Annotated in this window: 20 protein-coding genes and 2 pseudogenes; 9 read left to right on the top strand and 13 right to left on the bottom strand. The window is 57.7% G+C overall.

Annotation, left to right across the window (positions count from 1 at the left end; genetic code table 11):
• Positions 1-36: 36 nt before the first annotated feature.
• The 5 genes from LJU29_RS06230 to pcaR form a co-directional block, all read right to left on the bottom strand.
• Complete coding sequence (locus LJU29_RS06230; protein WP_054994920.1) at positions 37-1338, bottom strand: MFS family transporter; 1302 nt, start codon at positions 1336-1338, stop codon at positions 37-39.
• Positions 1339-1550: 212 nt separating this feature from the next.
• A complete protein-coding gene (gene pcaF / locus LJU29_RS06225; RefSeq protein WP_174518768.1) occupies positions 1551-2753 on the bottom strand; it encodes a 3-oxoadipyl-CoA thiolase in 1203 nt (400 codons plus the stop codon).
• Positions 2750-3532, bottom strand: a complete 783-nt coding sequence (locus LJU29_RS06220) for a CoA-transferase subunit beta (RefSeq protein ID WP_172681010.1) — start codon at positions 3530-3532, stop codon at positions 2750-2752. The genes pcaF and LJU29_RS06220 overlap by 4 nt, the downstream gene beginning before the upstream one ends.
• Entirely contained in the window at positions 3529-4386 is an 858-nt protein-coding gene (locus LJU29_RS06215) for a CoA transferase subunit A (RefSeq protein WP_004658869.1), read from the bottom strand. Before LJU29_RS06215 ends, LJU29_RS06220 begins: the two co-directional genes overlap by 4 nt.
• A 200-nt stretch (positions 4387-4586) precedes the next feature.
• A complete protein-coding gene (gene pcaR, locus LJU29_RS06210) occupies positions 4587-5429 on the bottom strand; it encodes a pca regulon transcriptional regulator PcaR (RefSeq protein ID WP_003363842.1) in 843 nt (280 codons plus the stop codon).
• A gap of 836 nt (positions 5430-6265) precedes the next feature.
• Here pcaR and LJU29_RS06205 point away from each other — a divergent pair.
• Entirely contained in the window at positions 6266-6463 is a 198-nt protein-coding gene (locus tag LJU29_RS06205) for a hypothetical protein (RefSeq protein WP_002554967.1), read from the top strand.
• Between the two features lie 205 nt (positions 6464-6668).
• Positions 6669-8141 (top strand): inorganic phosphate transporter, encoded by a 1473-nt coding sequence (locus LJU29_RS06200; RefSeq protein ID WP_002554968.1) that lies wholly within the window; start codon positions 6669-6671, stop codon positions 8139-8141.
• Positions 8142-8194: 53 nt separating this feature from the next.
• On the opposite strand, the gene LJU29_RS06195 is transcribed toward LJU29_RS06200, so the two are convergent.
• A complete protein-coding gene (locus LJU29_RS06195; protein ID WP_005745553.1) occupies positions 8195-8395 on the bottom strand; it encodes a hypothetical protein in 201 nt (66 codons plus the stop codon).
• Between the two features lie 78 nt (positions 8396-8473).
• Positions 8474-9325: a formyltetrahydrofolate deformylase gene (gene purU, locus LJU29_RS06190; RefSeq protein ID WP_054097296.1), complete on the bottom strand. Its 852-nt coding sequence runs from the start codon at positions 9323-9325 to the stop codon at positions 8474-8476.
• Between the two features lie 357 nt (positions 9326-9682).
• On the opposite strand from purU, the gene mvaT reads away from it, so the two are divergent.
• The gene (mvaT, locus tag LJU29_RS06185) at positions 9683-10063 is read left to right on the top strand and encodes a histone-like nucleoid-structuring protein MvaT (protein WP_002554971.1); all 381 of its coding nucleotides are present in this window, start codon (positions 9683-9685) and stop codon (positions 10061-10063) included.
• A 70-nt stretch (positions 10064-10133) separates the two neighbouring features.
• On the opposite strand, the gene sbcB is transcribed toward mvaT, so the two are convergent.
• Positions 10134-11564, bottom strand: a complete 1431-nt coding sequence (sbcB, locus tag LJU29_RS06180) for an exodeoxyribonuclease I (protein ID WP_057454137.1) — start codon at positions 11562-11564, stop codon at positions 10134-10136.
• 179 nt (positions 11565-11743) lie between these two features.
• Here sbcB and LJU29_RS06175 point away from each other — a divergent pair, with 179 nt between their 5' ends.
• From LJU29_RS06175 to LJU29_RS06160, 4 genes are read left to right on the top strand one after another with little or no spacing between them, the layout of a single operon-like run.
• Positions 11744-12469, top strand: a complete 726-nt coding sequence (locus LJU29_RS06175; RefSeq protein ID WP_257111802.1) for an RDD family protein — start codon at positions 11744-11746, stop codon at positions 12467-12469.
• The gene (locus LJU29_RS06170; protein ID WP_257111801.1) at positions 12466-13446 is read left to right on the top strand and encodes a stage II sporulation protein M; all 981 of its coding nucleotides are present in this window, start codon (positions 12466-12468) and stop codon (positions 13444-13446) included. The genes LJU29_RS06175 and LJU29_RS06170 overlap by 4 nt, the downstream gene beginning before the upstream one ends.
• Complete coding sequence (locus LJU29_RS06165; protein WP_257111799.1) at positions 13433-15022, top strand: DUF4129 domain-containing protein; 1590 nt, start codon at positions 13433-13435, stop codon at positions 15020-15022. The genes LJU29_RS06170 and LJU29_RS06165 overlap by 14 nt, the downstream gene beginning before the upstream one ends.
• Positions 15019-16236, top strand: coding sequence for a DUF4350 domain-containing protein (locus tag LJU29_RS06160; protein WP_257111798.1), 1218 nt, complete (start codon positions 15019-15021; stop codon positions 16234-16236). The genes LJU29_RS06165 and LJU29_RS06160 overlap by 4 nt, the downstream gene beginning before the upstream one ends.
• Positions 16237-16356: 120 nt before the next feature.
• Here LJU29_RS06160 and LJU29_RS06155 read toward each other — a convergent pair whose 3' ends face one another.
• The 3 genes and pseudogenes from LJU29_RS06155 to LJU29_RS06150 all read right to left on the bottom strand — a co-directional run.
• Positions 16357-17742 (bottom strand): GntP family permease, encoded by a 1386-nt coding sequence (locus tag LJU29_RS06155; protein WP_002554979.1) that lies wholly within the window; start codon positions 17740-17742, stop codon positions 16357-16359.
• Positions 17743-18273: 531 nt separating this feature from the next.
• Positions 18274-18408, bottom strand: a pseudogene (locus LJU29_RS29530) (D-amino-acid oxidase); the annotation flags it as partial.
• A pseudogene (locus tag LJU29_RS06150) lies at positions 18396-18668 on the bottom strand (HAD family hydrolase); the annotation flags it as partial. The pseudogenes LJU29_RS29530 and LJU29_RS06150, both read right to left, overlap by 13 nt.
• Before the next feature lie 293 nt (positions 18669-18961).
• Here LJU29_RS06150 and LJU29_RS06145 point away from each other — a divergent pair.
• Both LJU29_RS06145 and LJU29_RS06140 read left to right on the top strand, forming a co-directional pair.
• A complete protein-coding gene (locus LJU29_RS06145; RefSeq protein WP_257111797.1) occupies positions 18962-20065 on the top strand; it encodes an AAA family ATPase in 1104 nt (367 codons plus the stop codon).
• The gene (locus tag LJU29_RS06140; RefSeq protein WP_005753888.1) at positions 20062-21405 is read left to right on the top strand and encodes a DUF58 domain-containing protein; all 1344 of its coding nucleotides are present in this window, start codon (positions 20062-20064) and stop codon (positions 21403-21405) included. Before LJU29_RS06145 ends, LJU29_RS06140 begins: the two co-directional genes overlap by 4 nt.
• A 28-nt stretch (positions 21406-21433) precedes the next feature.
• Here the strand turns inward: LJU29_RS06140 and LJU29_RS06135 are convergent, their stop codons facing one another.
• Entirely contained in the window at positions 21434-21793 is a 360-nt protein-coding gene (locus LJU29_RS06135; RefSeq protein ID WP_005745539.1) for a PilZ domain-containing protein, read from the bottom strand.
• 193 nt (positions 21794-21986) lie between these two features.
• On the bottom strand, positions 21987-22382 hold the full coding sequence (locus LJU29_RS06130) for a tetratricopeptide repeat protein (protein WP_002554984.1): 396 nt from the start codon (positions 22380-22382) through the stop codon (positions 21987-21989).
• Positions 22383-22387 lie beyond the last annotated feature (5 nt).

Below are 22387 nucleotides of genomic sequence, written 5' to 3'. Positions count from 1 at the left end.
TCAGGTGGTTTTTTTGTGGCCGAAACAAGCCTGCGATCAATGGTCCTGATGCAGGTACTTGGGCTCTTTGGGCAGGCGCAGACTGAACAGGAACGCTACCGCCATCATCGCCGTCACGTACCAGTAAAAGCTGTTTTCCATTCCGGCACTCTTGAGTTTCAGTGCAACCCACTCAGCCGAGCCGCCGAACATTGCGTTGGCAACTGCATAAGCGAGCCCGACGCCCAGTGCGCGAACCTGGGGAGGAAACATCTCGGCTTTGACCAGCCCGCTGATCGAGGTATAAAAGCTGACAATTGCCAACGCTAGGGTAATCAGTGCGAACGCAATGAACGGGTTGGTGGTGGTTTTCAGGGTCATCAGAATCGGCACCGTGCACAGTGTACCCAGCGCGCCGAACCACAACATCGAATTACGACGACCGATGCGGTCCGCCAGCATGCCGAAAAACGGCTGCATGCACATGTACAGAAACAGCGCGCCGGTCATGATGTAACTAGCGGTCTTGGCTTCCATGCCTCCGGTGTTGACCAGGTATTTCTGCATGTAGGTCGTGAAGGTGTAGAAAATCAGTGAGCCACCGGCGGTGTAGCCCAGCACGGTGATGAAGGCCGCTGCGTGATGCTTGAACAGTGCGGCAATACTGCCTGCATCCTTGTCCTGACGGCTTTCGGCGGTAGTGGTTTCATTGAGTGTGCGACGCAGCAGCAAGGCAATGACAGCAGCGGCCGCACCGATCACGAACGGGATACGCCAGCCGTAGTCACGCAGTTCTTCGGTGGTCAGAAACTGCTGGAGGATGACCACTGTCAATACCGCAAGCAACTGACCGCCGATCAGGGTGACGTACTGGAACGAGGCATAAAAACCGCGCTGCCCGCGCAGGGCCACTTCACTCATGTAAGTGGCCGTGGTGCCATATTCACCGCCCACCGACAGGCCTTGAAGCAGGCGCGCCATGAGCAGCAACGCCGGCGCCAAGGCACCAATCGATGCATAGGTCGGCAGGCAGGCAATGATCAATGATCCGGCACACATCATGGTGACCGAAATCAGCATGGAGTTCTTGCGGCCATGTTTGTCTGCGACACGACCAAACAGCCAGCCGCCAATCGGACGCATCAGAAAGCCAGCGGCAAACACACCTGCGGTGTTGAGCAACTGAACGGTCGGATCATCGGAAGGAAAGAAAGCCGGTGCGAAATAAATCGCGCAGAAGGCGTAGATATAAAAGTCGAACCATTCGACCAGGTTGCCCGATGACGCCCCGACAATCGCGAAGATTCTTTTGCTTCGCTCCTCGCCGGTGTAATGCGGTGCTTTTGATGTTGTAGTCATTATTTTCCCCAAGCAGAACTGTCCATAAGAAACAATCTGTAACACCGTCTTTAATCGAGCACAATAAGTCAGAGCAATTCAGCCACCAGGAAAAATCGGCAGGATTGAACATCCAGTGCCCGGACGAACAACAACCCGGATCATCGGCCCGCCTTTTCGTGGAGGCAGACAAACGATCCGGGTTGCTGGACAACAGGTTGAAACGGGAGCGCTTACCGCTCGATAGCCAGCGCAAGGCCCTGCCCTACGCCGACGCACATGGTTGCCAGGCCTTTGCGCCCCCCGGTTTTTTCCAGGTGGTGCAACGCCGTCAGCACCAGCCGCGCGCCGCTCATACCCAGCGGATGACCGAGCGCAATGGCCCCGCCGTTGGGGTTGACCTGCGGTGCGTCGTCCGCCAGGCCCAGTTCGCGCAGAACTGCCAGACCCTGGCTGGCGAAGGCTTCGTTGAGCTCGATGACGTCGAAATCAGTCACCGCCAGACCCAGCCGCTCGACCAGCTTGCGTACCGCAGGCACCGGGCCGATGCCCATCACCCGAGGCGCAACCGCCGCGCTGGCCATGCCCAACACACGGGCGCGTGGCGTCAGGCCATGCTTTTTAACAGCGTCGGCCGAAGCCAGAATCAATGCAGCAGCCCCGTCGTTAACCCCGGAGGCATTACCTGCGGTGACAGTTTTGTCCGCGCCGTTGACCGGCTTGAGTTTGCTCAGGGTTTCCAGGCTGGTATCGCTGCGCGGATGCTCATCCTTGTCGACGATGGTTTCGCCTTTTTTGTGCGCAACCCGTACCGGCACAATCTCTTCCTCGAAAAAGCCCGCAGCCTGGGCAACGGCAGTGCGCTGCTGGCTGCGCAGGGCGAAAGCGTCCTGATCGGCTCGAGAAATCCTGAAGTCGGTTGCAACGTTGTCGCCTGTCTCGGGCATTGAGTCCACGCCGTACTGTGCTTTCATCGCCGGATTGATGAAGCGCCAGCCGATGGTGGTGTCTTCCAGCTTCATGTTGCGCGAGAACGCTGCATAAGCCTTGCTCATCACGAACGGTGCACGGGACATCGATTCGACGCCACCGGCAATCGCCAGCTCGATCTCGCCGGAAGCGATGGCACGGAACGCGGTGCCGATGGCGTCCATCCCGGAAGCACACAGGCGATTGAGAGTCACCCCCGGCACGCTCTCCGGCAGCCCCGCCAACAGCGCAGCCATGCGCGCAACGTTGCGGTTGTCCTCACCGGCCTGGTTGGCACAGCCGAAGAACACTTCGTCGATCTCTTCCCAGTTGACCGATGGGTTGCGCTCCATCAGTGCCTTGATCGGCACAGCGGCTAGGTCGTCGGCACGCACCGAAGACAGCCCCCCGCCAAAGCGACCGATGGGTGTGCGAATCGCATCGCAAATAAATACTTCACGCATCACGCTTCTCCTGCAACCTGACCATGAGCGGCGGCAGTCCGGGCTTCCAGGTCACGCAGCGCCGTCAGCTCGACCTCGGTAGGCTCTTCGGAAACGACCACTGTGTCGGCAAAGCGGATCTCCCAGCCCGTGGCAGCAATCACCTGCTCGCGGGTCACGCCAGGGTGCAGCGTGGTCACAACGAACTCGTTGGTGCCTGCTTCCGGCTCCATGATGCACAGGTCGGTAATGATCCCCACCGGGCCGGCACCGGGCAGCCCCAGGCGCTTGCGAGAATCGCCGCCCTCGCCGTGGCCGACCGAGGTAATGAAGTCCAGCTTGTTGACGAACGAACGCGCCGACTGCTTGAGAATGATCAGCACTGACTTGGCCGAACCGGCGATTTCCGGCGCGCCACCGGCACCCGGCAAGCGCACTTTGGGATGATGATAATCACCGACAACGGTGGTGTTGATGTTGCCAAAACGGTCCACCTGCGCTGCGCCGAGAAAGCCGACGTCGACGCGCCCGCCCTGCAGCCAGTAACGAAAGATTTCGCTGGTGGATACCACCGTGTCGGCGGTTTCCGCCAACTCGCCATCGCCAATCGACAGCGGCAACACGGTAGGTTTGGCGCCAATCGGGCCGGACTCGTAGATCAGCACCACGTCGGGCGCTGATGTCAGACGCGCCAGGTTCGCAGCCTTGGAGGGCAGACCGATGCCAACGAAGCACACCGAGCCATTACGCAGACGACGGGCTGCTGCAACGGTCATCATTTCACTGGTGGAGTAAGTCATTATTTGGCCTCCGAAGCGCGAGCCAGCTTGCTCTGGAATTCACTGAAATCTGCGGTGCCGTGGATATATTCGTCAATCCACGCGGTGAAGGTTTCACGGTCCCGGGCAATCGGGTCCCAGGCCTGGTAGAACGGGTTGTCACGCTCGTAATAGCCGTGCGCATAGGAGGGGTGAGCACCACCGGGCACCAGACACACGGCGCTCAATGCCCAGGTCGGCAGTACACAGGAATTCATCGGCGCTTGCAGGTCATCGACAATTTCTTCCACCGTCACAATGCATCGCTTCGCAGCCAGCGCGGCCTCTTTCTGCGCGCCGAGAATCCCCCACAGCAGCACGTTGCCTTTGCGGTCGGCTTTCTGCGCATGGATAACAGTCACATCCGGGCGTACCGATGGCACAGCCGCCAGCACCTCACCGGTAAACGGGCAGGTTACCGTCTTGATCAGCGGGTTGACCTTGGGCAGGTCGGACCCGGCGTAGGCGCGCAGCACCGCGAACGGAAGGCCCGATGCACCAGCCACGTAGGCGTTGGCAAGGTCGGCATGGCTGTGCTCTTCGATTTCCAGCGCGCGCGGCCATTGCTTTTCAACCGCATCACGCAGACGGTGCAGAGAACCGACACCGGGGTTGCCGCCCCACGAAAAAATCAGACGCTTCGCACAACCGGCACCGATCAACTGGTCGTAGATCAGGTCGGGCGTCATGCGCACAAGGGTCAGGTCTTTTTTACCCTGACGGATAATTTCATGACCAGCGGCCGTGGGGATCAAATGCGTGAAGCCTTCCAACGCAACGATGTCGCCATCGTTGACCAGTTGCTTCACCGCATCGCGTAGAGAAAGAATGTCTGCCATGAGGTGCTCCGAACCCAACATCACGTTCAATGAACAGCGCGAAGACCTGCGCCGGAATGAAAATGAGGTTATGCCTGAGCAGACAGGCAAACAATCCGATAATCGACTAACCGTTCGGTAACCGAACAAATTCAGCTAACTAACAATCGCTCACGAGCTCGGATAACCAGGCCCGTTTAACCATACCCAGGCAAACAAGGTCAGGTAAACAGCTGCGTACTCAGGTCGCGACTGGCATCGAGCATGATCGGCAGAAAGCGCTGTTCCAGCTCGCTGCGTGCCACACGCCCGGCGCTGGTACTGACATTCAGCGCAGCCAGCACCTGGCCCGACGCATCATAGACCGGCACGGCAATCGAGCGCAGCCCCTGCTCCAGTTCCTGATCGACAATACACCAGCCTTGTTGACGAACCAGTTGCAGACACTCGAGCAGCGCTTCCGGCGTGCGAATGGTACGACTGGTCTTGGGCTGCAGATCGACATGATCAAGGTATTCATGCAACGACACATCATCCAGCGCGGCCAGCAGAATTCGGCCCATGGACGTGCAATATGCCGGAAGGCGGCCGCCCACCGAGAGGTCGACCGAGATCAAACGCTGCGTGGTCGCCGAGCGCGCTATATAAAGGATGTCGTCACCTTCCAGCGTGGCCATGTTGCATGCCTCGTGCAACTGATCGCTCATACGGTCCAGATACGGCTGCGAAGAGGTCGCCAGAGGCGTCGATGAAAGATAAGCGTGGCCCAGGGTCAGCACTTTGGGCAGCAGCGAGTACGTACGGCCATCGGTGGTCGCATAACCCAGCTTGATCAACGTATGCAGACAACGACGTACCGCAGCGCGGGGGATTTCCGTCCGGTGGCTGATCTGTGCAATGGTCAGGTGCCGCTTGCGCTCCTGAAATGCATGAATAACAGCAAGCCCGCGCGCCAGCGAAGTCATGAAATCCGGGTCACCGGTCAGCGCCTGAATGCGCTTTGCGGGTGACGCCACGATGGGCGGTGCCAATGAGGCAAAAGATTTACGCAGTTCATCGTTCATTGACACACCCTCTGTAACTCCCTTCAGCCCCTGTGGAGCGCAGGTTTCAGGTCTATTGGAAGCAGTGAAGACAGCCTCTGCCTGTGCGATTATCGAACAGGTGGCCGATAATCGCAATTGACCCGCCGTAAATATACTTATACCTTTACCTCTGCCACAAAGTGACTTCTTGGAAATTACTGGTCAGGTACCCACTGAGAAGTCCAAGGCAGCGGCCTTGCTTACCAAGCAAGGCCGTTTTCATTGCGGCAGCGCCCGCTGCGCATGAACACGCCCCGCCTGCTGAACCCCCGCATCACAACTCCAGATATCGTGCATATAAAACTCTCTGAATTCCATCGTCAGGGTTTTGTCACCAGGTGTGTAAAATTTGTTTTATAAAAGTTCCGTCATATAAATGGCTCACTAAAACTTCGGAACAATCGTACAAAAAAACCAGACCTGTGAACTTATTCAACCTCTGTTGTTGACGTAACAGAACTTCTTGGAGATAGTATCCATCAGTGGGTCGGCAACACCCTCGCAAACGATTGATCCGTTCACCCGATTTCTGCCTCGATTATCCCGTCGAAGCGCTGTCACGGTGCACCATCGCCGCGCGATCAAAGGGAAGCCTGCCAGCGCAAGCCTTGCGCTTGAAATCACACACATGTCGCTACGACAGCTGTTTCTCTGGTGTACGTAGCCGCAGGCAATAACAGGATGTTCCGCAACCTTTTCGGGTAATGGCCCGAGCAGGTCTCTGGCTGTATCTGGTATACAGTCCGAATGGCGTGAACATACTTGCATTGTTTTGCGTCATCACCAGAACTCAATCGACTCGATCAGGTATTACAGTGACTAAAGATGAACTGCGCGCGGAACTTGAGCGCCAGGAACAACGTTACAAGGATGTCTACGGCGGTGAAATCACCACCTACGCCGCGCAACCGGAACCGGAACGCAAGCCTTGGCGCAAAAGAGCCAGCCTGCTGGACCAGGCGTTCAAGCAAGAATTGCAAAAAATGGAAGAAGGCCTGAAAGAAGAGCCGTGACATCGCGGGTCTCATGATCCCCGACCGCTCATCTCTGCCTTCCAGCCCCCGGAACTAACCGCCTCACAGCCTCATTGAGTATTCAACGGGGCTGCGCTCATGCGTCTTTTTTTTGGTTTGAGGCGACACCTCGCAGTGACGACAAGTCGTTCGGTATTTTTTCTGTCATAATCGCGCCCCCTTCAGACCCGGTCAGAAAACCTACATGATCGATTTATTCAGCGGGCTTGATGCCTGGGTGCTTGTGAGCCTTTTGCTCGCCCTGGCTTTTGTCCTCACCTTCGAGTTCATCAACGGCTTTCATGACACCGCCAACGCGGTGGCGACAGTCATTTACACCAAAGCCATGCCGCCTCATCTGGCCGTGTTCTTCTCTGGTGTATTCAACTTCCTCGGCGTGCTGCTGGGCGGTGTGGGTGTTGCCTACGCAATCGTCCATCTGCTGCCGGTCGAACTGCTCATCAACGTCAACACCGGACATGGCCTGGCCATGGTGTTCTCGCTGCTGGCCGCGGCCATTACCTGGAACCTCGGTACCTGGTACTTCGGCATCCCGGCCTCCAGCTCGCACACCTTGATCGGTTCGATACTCGGTGTCGGTCTGGCCAATGCACTGATCAACGGCATCCCGTTGGCCGACGGCGTCAACTGGCAGAAAGCGATCGACATTGGCGCTTCGCTGGTGTTCTCGCCGCTGGCCGGCTTCATCGTTGCAGGCCTGGTGCTGGTTGCGCTGAAATGGTGGCGCCCGCAGTCGAAGATGCATAAAACCCCGGACCAGCGTCGCAAGCTGGACGACAAAAAGCACCCGCCATTCTGGAACCGCCTGGTGCTGGTCATTTCCGCAATGGCGGTCAGCTTCGTACATGGTTCGAACGACGGCCAGAAAGGCATCGGCCTGATCATGCTGGTGTTGATCGGCATCGTGCCCAGCCAGTTTGTACTGGACCTGACCAGCACGACCTACCAGATCGAACGTACCCGCGATGCGACCCAGCATCTGAGCCAGTTCTATCAACGCAACAGCAGCACGCTGGGCGAATATCTGGCGATGGGCAAGGCTGAAAAAGGCGACTTGCCGTCCAGCTCTGCCTGTAATCCGAAGCAGACCGAACCCACCATCGACGCGTTGCTCGACCGCCTCAAAGGCGTGTCCGACTACCACTCGCTGGCCCCTGAAAGCCGTATCGAAGTGCGCCGCTATCTCTTGTGCCTGGACGACACGGCCCGCAAGGTCGGCAAACTTCCAGACCTGTCAGCGCGTGAAAAGTCCGATCTGGAGAAACTTCGCAAAGACCTGACCACCACCACAGAATACGCACCGTTCTGGGTAATTCTGGCGGTCGCACTGGCACTGGGCATCGGTACCATGGTTGGCTGGAAACGCGTGGTACTGACGATCGGCGAGAAGATCGGCAAACAGGGCATGACTTACGCACAGGGCATGTCGGCGCAAATCACCACCGCCTGCGCAATCGGCCTGGCTAACGTGTTCAGTCTGCCGGTTTCCACCACCCACATCCTGTCATCAGGCGTTGCCGGGACCATGGTCGCCAACAAGAGCGGCCTGCAAGGCGGAACCGTTCGCACCATCCTGCTGGCCTGGGTGCTGACCCTGCCTGCAACCGTCGCCTTGTCCGCAGCGCTGTTCTGGCTGGCCTCCAAGGCACTGTCCTGACTCAGAGCCCTTCAGGTGGTGCAGCCTTGCATGCACTGCCTGAAGGGCTTGATTCACCCCTCTCCCTCCGCACCTTTCTCGACAAGCCTTTCAGCGGGCATTTCCGATTGCTGCAACTCACGCCATAGCGCTGCTGCACCGTCGAAATCGGCACCGTTTTCCGGAGTCAGGGCGTTGGGGTCATAGCGGCTGAGACAGCCCTCGCCAAGCGTGGCGGGAGCGGTAGATGTGGCTTTTTCGAAAGGATCGGTCATTGGCTGTCACCCTGAGCGTTGCACCATTGCCGACGAGCCAGGTCGGGAGCGCGACAGGCGCACTCCCGAAAAGATAGATCAGTCGAAGACGACTGTCTTGTTGTCGTGTACCAGAACACGGTCTTCCAGATGAGCGCGCAGGCCGCGGGCCAATACCATCTTTTCCACGTCGCGACCGAAGCGCACCATGTTTTCGATGCTGTCGCGATGGCTGACGCGCACCACATCCTGCTCGATGATCGGGCCGGCATCGAGCTCTTCGGTCACATAGTGACAGGTCGCGCCAATCAGCTTGACGCCACGCAACGACGCCTGATGATAAGGCTTGGCGCCGACGAAGGATGGCAGAAAGCTGTGGTGAATGTTGATCACCTGATGGGCATATTCACGGCACAGCTGTGGCGGCAGAATTTGCATGTAACGCGCAAGGACCACAACGCCCGCCTGATGATGCCCGACCAGACGCGAGACTTCGGCAAATGCAGGCTCCTTGTCTTTCGGGTCCACCGGGACATGGTAATAAGGAATGTCATGCCACTCGACCATGCTGCGCAGGTCCTGATGGTTTGAAATCACACAGGCTATGTCACAGTCGAGTTCGTCGCTGTGCCAACGGTGCAGCAGATCGGCCAGACAGTGCGATTCGCGGCTTGCCATGAGCACGACGCGCTTCTTCTGCGCCGAGTCGGTGATGCGCCAGTCCATCGAAAACTCTTCCGCGATCGGCGTGAACGCTTCACGGAACCCGTCCAGGTCAAAAGGCAGGGTGTCGGCACGTATCTCGTGACGCATGAAAAACCAGCCGCTGAGATTGTCCGAATGATGACTCGCTTCGGTGATCCAGCCGTTATGGGACGCCAGAAAGTTACTGACTTTGGCAACGATGCCTACACGGTCCGGGCAAGCAATCACCAGACGAAAAGTGCGCATTGGGGGAAACTCCAGAACTTCGCAAAGCCGCTATTCTAGCGGCTGCGCAGCAAAACTGCAGTATCTTTGCTGCCTGAATGTGCAGGCAGAAAAGGACACCGCCCAGGCAAAAGATTGCACCGTGCCAGTATCGACTTTTACCACCCGCGACGCCTAACAAGACCTATATAAAGAAGGGCTTTATAGCGAGGATCTTTTGAAGGGGGCTCGGCGCTTGCCTAGTTCAGACGTCTGTAGGACGCGTGTATATTGCTAAATAATTCAAATAAAACTTTTATTTAATGTTTACTTGCTCATTTACAGTGACTATTATTGCCCCACTGTATCCCTGCAACCTACACAACATAAGGTCTCCTCATGTCCCTGATCAACGAATACCGCGCCACAGAAGAAGCCATCAAAGAACTGCAAGCCCGTTTGAAGAACCTGTCGCAAGACGACAAACTGCAAACCGAGCTGGAATTCGAAGGCAAGCTGCGTACGCTGATGGGCGAATATCAAAAGTCGCTGCGTGACATCATTGCCCTGCTGGATCCGGATGCCAAGGTAAACAAAGCCCCCCGTGGCGGCGCTGTTAAACCTGCCGGTACCAAACGCGCCCGCAAGGTCAAGCAATACAAGAACCCGCACAACGGTGAAGTCATCGAAACCAAAGGTGGCAACCACAAGACATTGAAAGAGTGGAAAGCCAAGTGGGGCAGCGACGACGTCGAAAGCTGGGCCACTCTGCTGGGCTAAGCTTCAAACGGTCGCGCTTCATTGCGATTGCAAAAACGCCAGCCTGCTGGCGTTTTTTATTGTCCGTTATTTATACACCCAGACGTTTACTCAGCGCCTGCGCGTAATCCTGCCATTGGCGCAATACCTCCAACTGCTCTGGCGCGGCACTAAGAGAGCATTCAGCCAGCGCAGTCGCAAAGTCCTTCAGGGTATTGGGCGCCCCCCGTTCCGGGTCGCTCAGCCGCTGCTGACAGAAGTCCTGCCACCGCTGTTGCTCTTCACCGCTCAAGGTGTCAGGAAAGTTACGAGCGCGGTACCTGAATAACAATTCAGGCAAGCGGGCGTCATCAAACGGCCACGCGTCACGTGCCAGTTGTTCGGGCTCGGCTTGCCGAACTTGCTCGCACAGTCGACGATCACGGTCACCAATAAAACCGTCATATAACTGCTGTTCTGGATCCTCACTTGCAGCAAAATCTTCCTTGCCATAAAGGACGCTCAGTTTATCCTGCCAAACTTCCCGGCTTTCACTCAACTGCGTTGCGCGTGCCTGGTAGCCCGCCATGTCCAGTTGCAGCCGCTGCTGATCTTCGCTACGTAGCACCCCCAGGGGGGCTATCACCGGGCAACGGTTTATATGCAGTAATTTGAGCGGCACCGGCAATTCGCCTTCCCCCAGCGCTTCATGCCGGGTATATAAACGCTGCTTGAGTATTTCAGCGTCGTCTTGCAACAACGGTGAAGGGTCAAGGTGCAGGTCACAGACGATCAGCGCATTGCGGTTATGCGGGTGCCATGCCAGCGGAAGCACCACGCCAAGGTAATTGCGTGCCGCAGAAAAACGTCCCGATATATGCACCAGTGGCTGCATCAGACGAACCTGCTCCTGGACTTTCTGTTTACTGCGTAATGCGAACAGGTAGTCATAAAGCTTCGGCTGTTTTTCACGAATCAGGCGCGCCAGGGCAATAGTTGCACGCACGTCGGATAACGCATCATGCGCCTGTCCATGATCAATGCCGTTGGCAGCAGTCAGTCGTTCCAGCTTGAGTGTGACGCGACCGTCCTGTTCGGGCCAGACAATGCCGTCGGGGCGTAATGCATAGGCCGCGCGCACGACATCAATCAGATCCCAGCGGCTGTTACCGCCCTGCCACTCGCGTGCATAAGGGTCGAAGAAGTTGCGATAAAAACTGTAACGAGTGACTTCATCGTCAAAACGCAAGGTGTTGTAACCCGCACCACATGTCCCTGGCGCAGATAGTTCGGCATGTACGCGGGTCATGAAATCCGCCTCGCACAAGCCTTTTTCCGCCAGCGTGGCCGGCGTTATTCCAGTAATCATACAGGCAACGGGATGGGGCAGAATGTCGTCACTTAGCTGGCAATGAAGATTGACCGGCGGCGCGATTTCATTGAGTTCGGTATCGGTGCGGATGCCGGCCATCTGCAGCGCACGGTCATTGCGCGGGTTGATGCCGGTGGTTTCGTAGTCGTACCAGAAAATGCTGGAAGTCACGGGCTGATCCTGAACAAAAGACCCGCGAAGTGTAGGGCGTGACAGGTGTCATTGCCTAATCGGGTAATATCCGGCGTACCGGGAAATGTTTTCTTACAGCCCGCGTCTTGAATGGTCGGTTGCTTAGCTCCGCTGCGATAGCTAGCATCAGTTTTCGTTTTCAGGCGCGTCCTCCGACAATGTCATCCCTTCCCGCTTCGCCAAGGAATGCAGCGCTGCCCACGCCACTGGACACCCGCATTGAAATCGAGACGCCGGAAGGCATCGATATGGTTCTTCGCCCTGCCGGACTGGTTTCCCGCGCATTGGCGTTCGGAATCGACTTCGCCATTCGCGCAGCCGTTATCGGCGTGTTCTTTTTACTCTTGCAGTGGTTTGACAAGCTCGGCATGGGCCTGGCCGCCATCGTGTTTTTTCTGGTCAACTGGTGGTACATGGTGCTGTTTGAAGTGCTGAGTCAGGGGCGTACTCCCGGAAAGCGGGTCCTCGGCCTGCGAGTGGTCAACGATGACGGCACGCCGATAGACTGGTCCGCGTCGTTGGTACGCAACCTGCTGCGTTTCGTAGACATGCTCCCGCTGGGCTACGGGCTAGGTGCAATCAGTTGTCTGAGCCATCCATTGTTCAAACGGCTGGGTGATCTCGCAGCCGGAACGCTGGTTATCTATAGCGACCAGCCTGTAACGCGCCCCACCCTGCCAGAGGCAGAACCGGTGATTGTGCCGTTCGCCCTGCATCTGGACGAACAACGGGCAGTGCTCGGTCTGGCGGAACGACAAGGTGAACTGTCCATTGCCCGCACCCGGGAGCTGGCCGCAATTCTTGCTGAACCCTTGCACATCCCCGCTGATCAGGCGGTCGCTCATGTAAACGGCATCGCCCGCAACCTGCTGGGGCCGAAATGAAGCAGAGCCTCTTTGAAACCCGCCATAAAGATGAGTGGCAACGTTTTGGTCAGCGCCTTGATGCGCTGGAAAACGGCAAGGCCGATGTCAACGCCTGCGAAACATTCCCCGGTGATTATCGACGCGTCTGCCACCACCTGGCGCTGGCACAGGAGCGTGGCTACAGCAGCCACCTGGTCGACCCCTTGCATCAACTGGCCATGCGCGGCCACCAACAACTTTACCGCCACCGCAGCGCGATGGGCGCTCGTCTGCTGGGCCTTGTACTCGGAGGTTTTCCGCGACTGGTGCGCGCCGAGTGGCGTTTCGTCCTGGTCGCCAGCCTGTTGTTCTTCGGCAGCCTGATCGGCATGGGGTTGTTGGTCTACGGTTTTCCGCAACTGATCTACAGCATCGTCAGTCCTGAGCAACTGGCCGACATGCAGAGCATGTATGACCCATCGGCCAGCCGGATCGGACAACCCGCCGAAAGAGCTTCCGACGCAGACTGGATGATGTTCGGCTACTACATCATGAACAATATCGGTATTGCCTTTCAAACCTACGCCAGCGGTTTGCTGTTCGGGCTGGGCAGCCTGTTTTTTCTGCTGTTCAATGGGTTGATGACAGGCGCAATTGCCGGTCATCTGACCGACATAGGTTTTGGGCAGACATTCTGGACATTCGTCATCGGTCACGGTGCTTTCGAGCTGACCGCCATCGCCCTGGCCGGGGCGGCGGGTCTGAAGCTGGGATGGGCTTTGCTGGCCCCAGGAAGACTGACGCGCAGTACCGCGCTGCGCATTGCGGCCAGGACCAGTGTGCAACTGTTCGGCGGGGTCATTCTGTTCCTGCTTATTGCGGCATTCATTGAGGCTTACTGGTCATCGATGACCTGGCCCGGACCGCTGCTCAAGTACCTTGCAGGTGCCGCCCTATGGTTGCTGGTCGCTGCGTATCTGACCCTGGCAGGACGTACACCTCATGCGCCTGACTGAGTCAAACGTCGCCATACGCCCTCGATCCCCTTGGGAAGCCATAGACCTGGGCGTGCTGCTCGCGGGTCGTCACCGCGGTCTGCTGATGAGCAGTTGGGCAATCGTCACCCTGCCCGTTTTCTGCCTGCTCAGCGCACTGCTATGGGACTATCCCACGGCCGCCATTCTGCTGTTCTGGTGGCTCAAGCCTGCGTTCGAACGCTTGCCGCTGCTCATCCTGTCGCAGTCACTGTTCGGGGCAACGCCGACGCTCGGGCAAGCCCTCAAGGCGTGGCCCGCCACTTTGAAAAGCCAGCTGTTGCCAAGCCTGTTGTGGCGAAGACTCAGCCTGAGTCGCAGCTTTCAGTTACCGGTGCAGCAACTGGAGCATCTGGCAGGCACGGAACGCGACCTGCGTATCAGCCTGCTCAGCCAGAAAGACCTGCGCGCCGCACGGCTGCTTACCATCGTCGGCGCACATCTGGAATACTCATTGTGGATAGGCCTGCTGATTATGCTTTACGCATTTATTCCGCAGCAGATCCAGATCGACTGGCACTGGATGAGTCTGCTCGAAGTTGAAAACCAGTGGCTATGGATCGACCACCTGACCAACCTCTTTTATGCCCTGGCGCTGGTACTCTGGGAACCCATCTATGTTGCGTGCGGCTTCACCCTATATCTCAATCGCCGTACGGTCCTTGAGGCGTGGGATATAGAGCTGGTTTTCAGACGCCTGCGTCAGCGCCTGATCGGCAGCGCCTATGTAGTGTTGATCGGTGTCGGACTGGTGCTTTCGACGGCACCGGCCACGGTCTGGGCCGAACAACAGAGCTACAGCTGCCCGCTGCCCGATAGCAGCGCGACAGAACCGCCCACCTCCCTGGCTGCACCGGACACGCCGCGCCTGACCCGCCAGACACTGACCAGCGAAGCGGCACGTAGCGAAATACACAGCATCCTGCAACAGCCGCCCTTCAAGAACCCCAAAACCGAGACAGGCTGGCACTTCCCTGAACAACAGAAAAGCCAGTCAGTGGTTCGGGACACGCACGATCAGGGCTGGCTGATTACCTGGCTCAATCGGCTTCTTCGGGCCGCAAGCGCCCTGGCGAGCCTGATTGAAGTGCTGCTCTGGGGCATGGTTATCGGCCTGACCGGGCTGGTGCTTTGGTATTACAAAGACTGGTTCAAAACCTTTGCAAGCAGGGCGCCCGGGAGAACAAAAACCGCCCGCCCGGCTCCCCGGCAGCTACTGGGCCTGCAAGTGAATGCCGAAAGCCTGCCTGACGATGTCGCTGGCCGGGCCGAACAGCTCTGGAGCAGTCAGCCTCGTGAAGCCCTGAGCCTGTTGTACCGCGCACTGCTCAGTCGCTTGCTGAACGACTATCGACTGCCGTTGAAAAGCGCCGATACCGAAGCTCAGGTATTGGCGCACATCGCTGCGCTGAACCAGCCGCTGCTCAGTGAATTCAGTCATGACCTGACCATGCACTGGCAGAACCTTGCCTACGGGCATCGACTGCCACCGGCCCATGCCCGGCAGCAACTCTGCGATGGCTGGCGTCGCCTGTTCAACCCGGCGGTGCAGGCATGAGCCGCCGTAGCGGAATACTGATCGGGCTACTGGCCCTTTTACTGCTGGCAGGCGCAGGGCTTTACCTGAGCCGTCACCTGGAGCGCTACGAGAAAACCGTGGATCAGGGCCCCTCGCCACAGGCAAAGGCCAATCCCTGGCTTGCGGCCGAATACTTCCTGCGTGGCCTCTCTATCCCGGTAAACACCACTGACACGCTGGCCCGACTTCCCGATCCGAGTCAAAGTACCCAGACGCTGCTATTGCTCAATGACCGGGAAGACATGACACCTGCACAAACCGAACGGCTGCTGAACTGGGCCGAAGCGGGCGGGCACCTGCTATTGGTGGCCGAGCAACTCTGGAATGAGAAAAAAGGTCGCAGCGGCGATCTGTTGCTGGACAGGTTGCAGGTTCATCAGTACCTCACCACGGCCATCAATGCGCAGGAACAACAGCTGAGCGACGCTCAGCCGCCGCTGCCCATCCCGTTGATAACCCCCTCGCCAAAACGCAAAAAAGAGCCTTGGCCGGAACTGACCCGCTTGTATCTGGAAAACGAAAGTGCCCCGGCATACATGAGCTTCGATCCTGCGTTCCATCTGGAAGACCCGCAAGACCATGCACAGTCGTGGGCCAACAGCGCCGATGCCACACACCTGCTGCAAATAAACCGTGGTAACGGATTGATCACGATTGTGACTGACGCCAACCTGTGGAAAACCCGCTCGATCGGCAACTATGACAATGCCTGGCTGCTCTGGTATCTGACCCAGGGCAGTGAAGTGACCCTGGTGCTGCAAGCCGAACACGACAACCTGCTGACCCTGCTGCTGCGCAACTACCCTCAGGCACTGCTGATGCTGGCGTTGCTGATTGGCCTGGGCCTCTGGCACATCGGCTTGCGCGAAGGCCCGATGCGTCGGCCCGCCCCACTTGCACGCCGCCAACTGACCGAGCACCTGCGTGCCAGCGCCGAGTTCCTGCGCAGGCGCAGCGGGCAACAGACGCTGATAAAGAGCCTGCAACAAGACATCCTGCGCCGCGCCCGCCAGCTTCATCCAGGTTTCGAGCGGCTGGCAATTGCCGAACAATGGCAGGTGCTTTCGCGCCTGACGCGACAGCCCACCAGCGCCATCAGCGACGCCCTGCGCCCTCGCCCGCCGCAACGCGTCTCACACAGTGAATTCACCCGTCAGGTAGCCCACCTGCAAACGCTCAGGAATGCCCTATGATCCTGCACTGGCGAATCGTTGGATATCTGCGATATTGAAATCAAACCTTTAGAAGCTCATGGGTACGTAGTGTTGGATACCTCATTTGGGCAGGCTTCGGCGCTGCGAATGAATCCCGACTCAACTTACTGTAATAACCGCATTCAAGATCAACACCACAACCAATCCGACCACCGCCACAATGGATTGAACCACCGAGATAGTCTTCGTCGCCTCTCCCATTGTCATGCCAAAGGACTCCTTCACCATCCAGAAGCCTGCATGATTCGCATAGTTGAAAAACAGCGAACCGCAGCCGATTGACAATGCCAGCAAGGGCAAGTTGAGGGTGGGATCAGCACCCGCAAGCGGTGCCAACAGGCCGGCAGCCCCTACGATACCCACAGTTGCCGAGCCAGTAGAGACCGAGAGTAACATCGCAATCAGCCAACCCAGGATTAACGGAGGGAAGGCAGACTGCTGGGTCAGGTGCACGATAGCATCGCCTACCTTGGCACTGGTTAGCATCTCCTGAAATGCCCCGCCTCCTGCGATGATCATGATGATGGAGGCGATAGGCTTGAGGCTTTTACCCAGTGAATCACGCACCTTTTCGGCGTCGCCACCGCGCGCCAGTACCAGGCTTGCGCCGGCGAAAAGCACGCCTAAGAGCATGGATATCAAAGGGTTGCCCACGAAACTGGCCATTTGCAGGATCGCATTGCCCTTTGGTAGCACCATCTCGGCGACGGCATTGATCAGCATCAGGATCGCCGGTAGCAAGGCTGCCAGTACGCCGAGCAAAACGCCGGGACGGGGTTGATTGTCGGTTTTTTCGGCCAGAGTGAACTGATCAAGTAATGCCTGGTCAGGCCTGGTGCTCATGCGCTTCGAAATGAACGCGCCATAAAGTGGACCGCCCAAAATCATTGCTGGAATAGCCGCGAGAAAGCCGTAGAGCATTGTGGGCCCCACTGAGGTTTTGAGTGCAGCGATGGCCGTCAACGGGCCAGGGTGCGGCGGTACCATGCCATGCATGGCGGCGAGCGCCGAAATCACTGGAACACCCACATACACATACGCCGAGCCTTTGAAGCGAGCCTGGCTTTCCAGCTTTCGCGCCACGCTGAATATCAGCGGCAGCATAATCACCAAACCCACCTCGAAAAACATGGGTATGCCAACTACAAACGCAACCATCATCATTGCCCAAGGTATCAGGCGATCCGGGGTGCGCTTGAGGATGACCTCGGCCAGCTGCTCCGTGACGCCAGCATCAGCCAGGATTTTGCCTAGCATCGCGCCAAGCGCGATCACAATCCCAACTGCCCCTAGTGTCTTTCCGGCACCGGCGATCAAGTGAGCGACGATACTTTCTGGCTGCATTTGGGTGGCAAAGCCCACACCAACAGAAACTACCATCAGGGCCAAAAGCGGGTGCATCTTGAGGCGCGACACGATCAGTGCCACCAATACCACAACGCTGACAAGTGCGGTCATTAGAAGCTGTATATCTAAGGTAGTCATGAAAATATCTCAGTTGGGCTGGCGCTGAGGCTGCACTCAGCATTTGAAAAACCGGTTCGAGACGTAACGCTCGACGGAGCACGCAAAAAACCAGACAGCGTATGGGTGCCTTCACGTGCAACACCCGTTTCAGGAAAGGCAAACACTTCGCAACCTGCTGCCATGTCACCGCTGTCAGGTAGTTCAGTCAGGAGGTCAACATGGAAATAGGCATGAAAGCGACGCCACTCTAGCGGGGTGTCGGCGTAGTCACGGGCCAGGGTGCCAGTGATTGGTTGCAATCTGCTGGGCCAACGGGTCATGAAGACGTTGATACAGCGGCAAACGGGCATCGTTGGACAGAGCATTCATTGACCTATTCGCCTTGTTATATAGTCATATATATGAATTGCAGCAAAGTATTTCCCCAATGACAAAAACTTGTCAAGACTGATCTTCTTTCATAAGCAAGATCAGGTCGTAACTGCAGACAGAGGGCAGATGCAAGCTGTGTTCAGGGACGCCAGCTAATCTGCGGAGCAATGCAGTCGATCAGAAGTCCGCCGCTTTACTCCAGGCTGATTTCCGGAATCGGCCCGGGTGATACGGTCGCGGATCAACGATCGGGGGTGCGCCGCTGACAATATCGGCAATCAAGTGACCCGCGCCGGGGCTTAAAGACCGACCAATCCTGGCAATCCGCCAATGTCCGGGATCTGGTGGTAGCCGAAGGCGACATCCGCCGGTTGCTCATGGCCGCGGGCGACGAAGGCTTTGTGCTGGATTTTCATGTCATGGGCCGACATCAAGTCATAACGGAAGCTTGAAGATACGTGCAGCACATCTTCAGGTGCGCAGCCAAGGCTATCGAGCATGAACTCAAACGCTGCCAGGCGCGGTTTATAGGCTTGAGCCTGTTGAGCGGTGAACACTTTGTGGAACGGCGCTACTCCTGAATAAAGCCGGAGGGGCACTGCCTGTGAGTGCCCGATCCTGGTCGATTGCTGTCTTTACCTAACAGGCACGCAAACGCACCTGCCTTTCAGACAGAAAAGGCATCCTTGCGTAGATATCTATCTTTGGTGCAGACGGCAGCTATGTCAGTGCAATTGAATGGCATGCACCAATACGCCGCATGCCCTGAGCGGTTACCATGGAAATAATGCTCGGCAAGAGAAAAAACATTCAGTCGCTGCGCACAAAAATTACGAAAAAGCCAAATCAGGTAAGTAATTGATTTATGGACGATAAATCTAATATAAAAGTTAGTGACGCTCCAGAAGTCGCGAGCGATCAAACGCCCGAAACATCAGGCAGCACCGGGCCCTTTATCGAGCCTGCCATCGAACCGGCCAGCCCGACGAGCGCCGCGAGCACTCAGTTGCAGCAGCGGCAACGCGCCAGCCAGCTGGCTCAGGCGTTGCGTAACGAGTTGCAAAAGGCTGTGATTGGCCAAAACGCAGTGATCGAGGACGTGCTAACCGCCCTGATCGGCGGCGGGCATGTGCTGCTGGAAGGCGTACCGGGGCTGGGTAAGACGTTGCTGGTCCGGGCGCTTGCCAGTTGCATAGGCTGTGAGTTCGCGCGCATTCAATTTACGCCGGACCTGATGCCCAGCGATGTCACCGGCCATGCCGTGTACGACATGCAGACCGAGCAGTTCAAGCTGCGCAAGGGGCCGCTGTTCACCAACCTGCTGCTGGCCGACGAAATAAACAGGGCACCGGCCAAGACGCAGGCCGCGCTGCTCGAAGCCATGCAGGAGCGCCAAGTAACCCTCGAAGGTCGGGCGCTGCCCATCCCGCAGCCGTTCATGGTGCTGGCAACCCAGAACCCTATCGAACAGGAAGGCACTTACCCACTGCCGGAAGCCGAACTGGATCGTTTCATGCTCAAGCTGCGCATCGACTATCCCGAAGCGCTGGAAGAGCTGAACATGGTGCGCCAGGTCACCCGCTCGACCCGTGCCGACATGCTGGATGTGCGGCCGCTGCGGGTCATCATGCAGGCTCGGGAGGTGCAGGCACTGCAACGCATTGCCAGCGAGCTGCCCATTGATGAACAGGTGCTGGACTACGCCGTGCGCGTGGCGCGCAGTACGCGCACCTGGCCAGGTCTTAGCCAGGGCGCAGGGCCGCGCGCTTCAATTGCACTGGTGCGTGGCGGGCGGGCCAGAGCATTGTTGCGCGGCGGTGAGTTCGTTACTCCGGACGACATCAAGGGCTGCGCGCTGGCTGTGTTACGACACAGGGTCAGGCTGTCACCGGAGCTGGACATCGAGGGCCTTTCAGTGGATCAGGTGCTTCGGCAGATCCTTGATCAGGTCTCGGCACCGCGCCTGTGAATCAGGTTCTGAAACCGTCGGTTCCGATGCTGCGCTGGCTCGGTGGGTTCATGTGCGTTGCGTTACTGACAGGAACGCTCCATGCGCTGGGCATCGAGTATCCGGCAAAAACCGACGAGTTTTATTGGGCAGCGTTGCTGGCATTCGCGGGTGTCAGCCTGCTTGATGCATTCTGGCTGTTCAGGCGTCCCTCGCCACGCGTGCAGCGCGAGCTTGCGGGCAGCCTGGCGCTGGACCGCTGGAACGAGGCGCGGCTCGACCTGCAACACAACGGTGCCAAGCCAGTCACCATGCAGGTGTTCGATCATGTGCCGCATGGCCTGGAACATGAAAACCTGCCGCAGCCCATCATCCTGCCTGCACGCGGCAAAGGCAGCATCGGTTACCGTCTGCGCCCCTCGAGCCGTGGTCATTTCATCTTCGAGCAGTGCGAAATCAGCCTGCCGGGGCCTTTGGGCCTGTGGACGGCACGCCGCTATCTTCCGGTACACAGCACGACCCGCGTCTACCCGGACTTCGCCCGACTTTACGATGGGCAACTGCTGGCGGTGGACAACTGGCTGAGCCAACTGGGGGTGCGCCAGTTGCAACGTCGCGGGGCAGGAATGGAATTCAATCAGTTGCGCGAGTTTCGTGAAGGCGACAGCTTGCGCCAGATAGACTGGAAAGCTACCGCCCGCCAGCGCTCCCCCATTGCTCGCGAGTATCAGGACGAGCGGGATCAACAGATCGTTTTCATGCTCGATTGCGGACGTCGAATGCGCAGCCAGGACGGTGATTTGTCTCACTTCGATCACGCGCTCAATGCCTGCCTGTTATTGAGTTATGTCGCATTGCGTCAGGGTGACTCGGTTGGCCTTGCGACGTTTGCGGGTGAGCAGGACCGCTATCTGGCCCCCGTAAAAGGGCCGGGGCAGCTCAACCTGTTGCTCAACTCGGTCTATGACCTGCAGACCACCCGGCGCCCTGCTGACTACAGCGCCGCCGTTCGCCAATTGATGGTGCGCCATAAAAGACGTTCACTGGTGGTACTGATCACCAACCTGCGCGATGAAGACGATGAGGAACTGGTGGCTGCTGCAAGACAGCTTGGCAAGCAGCACCGGGTGCTGATTGCCAGCCTCAGGGAGGAAGTGCTCGACAGTCTGCGTCAGGCCCCCGTACAAACCTATGATCAAGCGCTGGATTATTGCGGAACCCTGAATTTCCTCAACGCTCGCGCTTCGCTGCACGACCGCTTGAGCGCTCAAGGCATTGCAATAATGGATGCTCGACCAAGGGAGCTGGGGCCGCAGCTGGTCAGCCGTTATCTGAGCTTGAAAAAGGCAGGTACGCTATAAGCGAAACCTTGCGGGTCAGCCAGCAGCCTCAGGCTGAGGCTTCATAAAAGGGGTAGAAACAGAAATACTCCCGCAAGAGCTGGACGAACGCCAGGTATTCTGTCGAGACCTGAGACAACTCGAAACCGGAGTCGTAGCTCCCTGGCGTCTCGTCTTCGTGGCTCCAGAGGCACTTGGCGCTAAGATCTATTGATTGCCCGATATTGCCATTCGGCATTTTCAGACACAGATCGAACCTGGCCCCTACCAGAACGGGCAGTTCGCTGATCAGCATCAGCCCTTCCCCGGACACATTCCCCAGACACCCCATCAGCTTGCCAGTATGACGATTGAAGACCTGCAGGTAATCCTGCAATTGGTGCCGTTCTATTTTCCGCTCTTTATACATGGCAGGCTGCCTTCTAAGACCACTGTTGCGATCACGTAACACCGTTCGCTGGCTGCGGACTTCAAAAACGAGGCACTGCGCGATAACCGCCTCGGCCTAGAGCTCTGCAGCTCGTCCACTATGTGATCACAGCCTAGCTCAGAATTTTTCAAAATCCACCCGAACACGGCGCCTGCCATTCAAATGAGGGTAACTATTTTGATACGGGAGCGTTTCGAACAGGTGCAGGGATCGGCCTGGCAGGCTGAGCCTTGGGGTAGAGACCCGTTTGTGCGAGCGTATCGAGCCTGGCCCGTGCACGGAACGCGTATTCGCTCTCTGGATACTGAGTCATCAGGAATTGATAGGTCTGCGCAGCGTCGACATACAGTTTCTGCCGCTCCAGGCACTGGCCACGCAGCATCGACACTTCCGGCTGAACATAACGGCGCGAACGGCTTTGACGCTCGACCTTGGAAAGATCCAGCATGACCCGGTCACAATCACCTTCCTGATAGGCACGGTAAGCGTGATCGAGGTTGGAATTCATCGCCCAGCGGGTGCAACCGCTGAGCGCAGTCAGTAATACAACAATCGTTACAATACGCATGGGAC

This window comes from Pseudomonas ficuserectae, from assembly GCF_024584585.1.
Lineage (GTDB): Bacteria > Pseudomonadota > Gammaproteobacteria > Pseudomonadales > Pseudomonadaceae > Aquipseudomonas > Aquipseudomonas amygdali.
The sequence above is the reverse complement of the archived record's forward strand: the minus strand, read 5'-3'. Positions and strand labels throughout refer to the sequence as shown.

What these genes read in the sequence shown, in the direction of transcription:
- LJU29_RS06195 (WP_005745553.1), bottom strand. Translation starts at nt 8,395, where the DNA reads ATGACCGATCCTTTCGAAAAAGCCACATCTACCGCTCCCGCCACGCTT.
- LJU29_RS06215 (WP_004658869.1), bottom strand. Translation starts at nt 4,386, where the DNA reads ATGGCAGACATTCTTTCTCTACGCGATGCGGTGAAGCAACTGGTCAAC.
- pcaR (WP_003363842.1), bottom strand. Translation starts at nt 5,429, where the DNA reads ATGAACGATGAACTGCGTAAATCTTTTGCCTCATTGGCACCGCCCATC.
- LJU29_RS06175 (WP_257111802.1), top strand. Translation starts at nt 11,744, where the DNA reads ATGTCATCCCTTCCCGCTTCGCCAAGGAATGCAGCGCTGCCCACGCCA.
- mvaT (WP_002554971.1), top strand. Translation starts at nt 9,683, where the DNA reads ATGTCCCTGATCAACGAATACCGCGCCACAGAAGAAGCCATCAAAGAA.
- LJU29_RS06170 (WP_257111801.1), top strand. Translation starts at nt 12,466, where the DNA reads ATGAAGCAGAGCCTCTTTGAAACCCGCCATAAAGATGAGTGGCAACGT.
- LJU29_RS06160 (WP_257111798.1), top strand. Translation starts at nt 15,019, where the DNA reads ATGAGCCGCCGTAGCGGAATACTGATCGGGCTACTGGCCCTTTTACTG.
- LJU29_RS06145 (WP_257111797.1), top strand. Translation starts at nt 18,962, where the DNA reads ATGGACGATAAATCTAATATAAAAGTTAGTGACGCTCCAGAAGTCGCG.
- LJU29_RS06130 (WP_002554984.1), bottom strand. Translation starts at nt 22,382, where the DNA reads ATGCGTATTGTAACGATTGTTGTATTACTGACTGCGCTCAGCGGTTGC.
- LJU29_RS06165 (WP_257111799.1), top strand. Translation starts at nt 13,433, where the DNA reads ATGCGCCTGACTGAGTCAAACGTCGCCATACGCCCTCGATCCCCTTGG.
- LJU29_RS06135 (WP_005745539.1), bottom strand. Translation starts at nt 21,793, where the DNA reads ATGTATAAAGAGCGGAAAATAGAACGGCACCAATTGCAGGATTACCTG.
- LJU29_RS06200 (WP_002554968.1), top strand. Translation starts at nt 6,669, where the DNA reads ATGATCGATTTATTCAGCGGGCTTGATGCCTGGGTGCTTGTGAGCCTT.
- LJU29_RS06230 (WP_054994920.1), bottom strand. Translation starts at nt 1,338, where the DNA reads ATGACTACAACATCAAAAGCACCGCATTACACCGGCGAGGAGCGAAGC.
- LJU29_RS06155 (WP_002554979.1), bottom strand. Translation starts at nt 17,742, where the DNA reads ATGACTACCTTAGATATACAGCTTCTAATGACCGCACTTGTCAGCGTT.
- purU (WP_054097296.1), bottom strand. Translation starts at nt 9,325, where the DNA reads ATGCGCACTTTTCGTCTGGTGATTGCTTGCCCGGACCGTGTAGGCATC.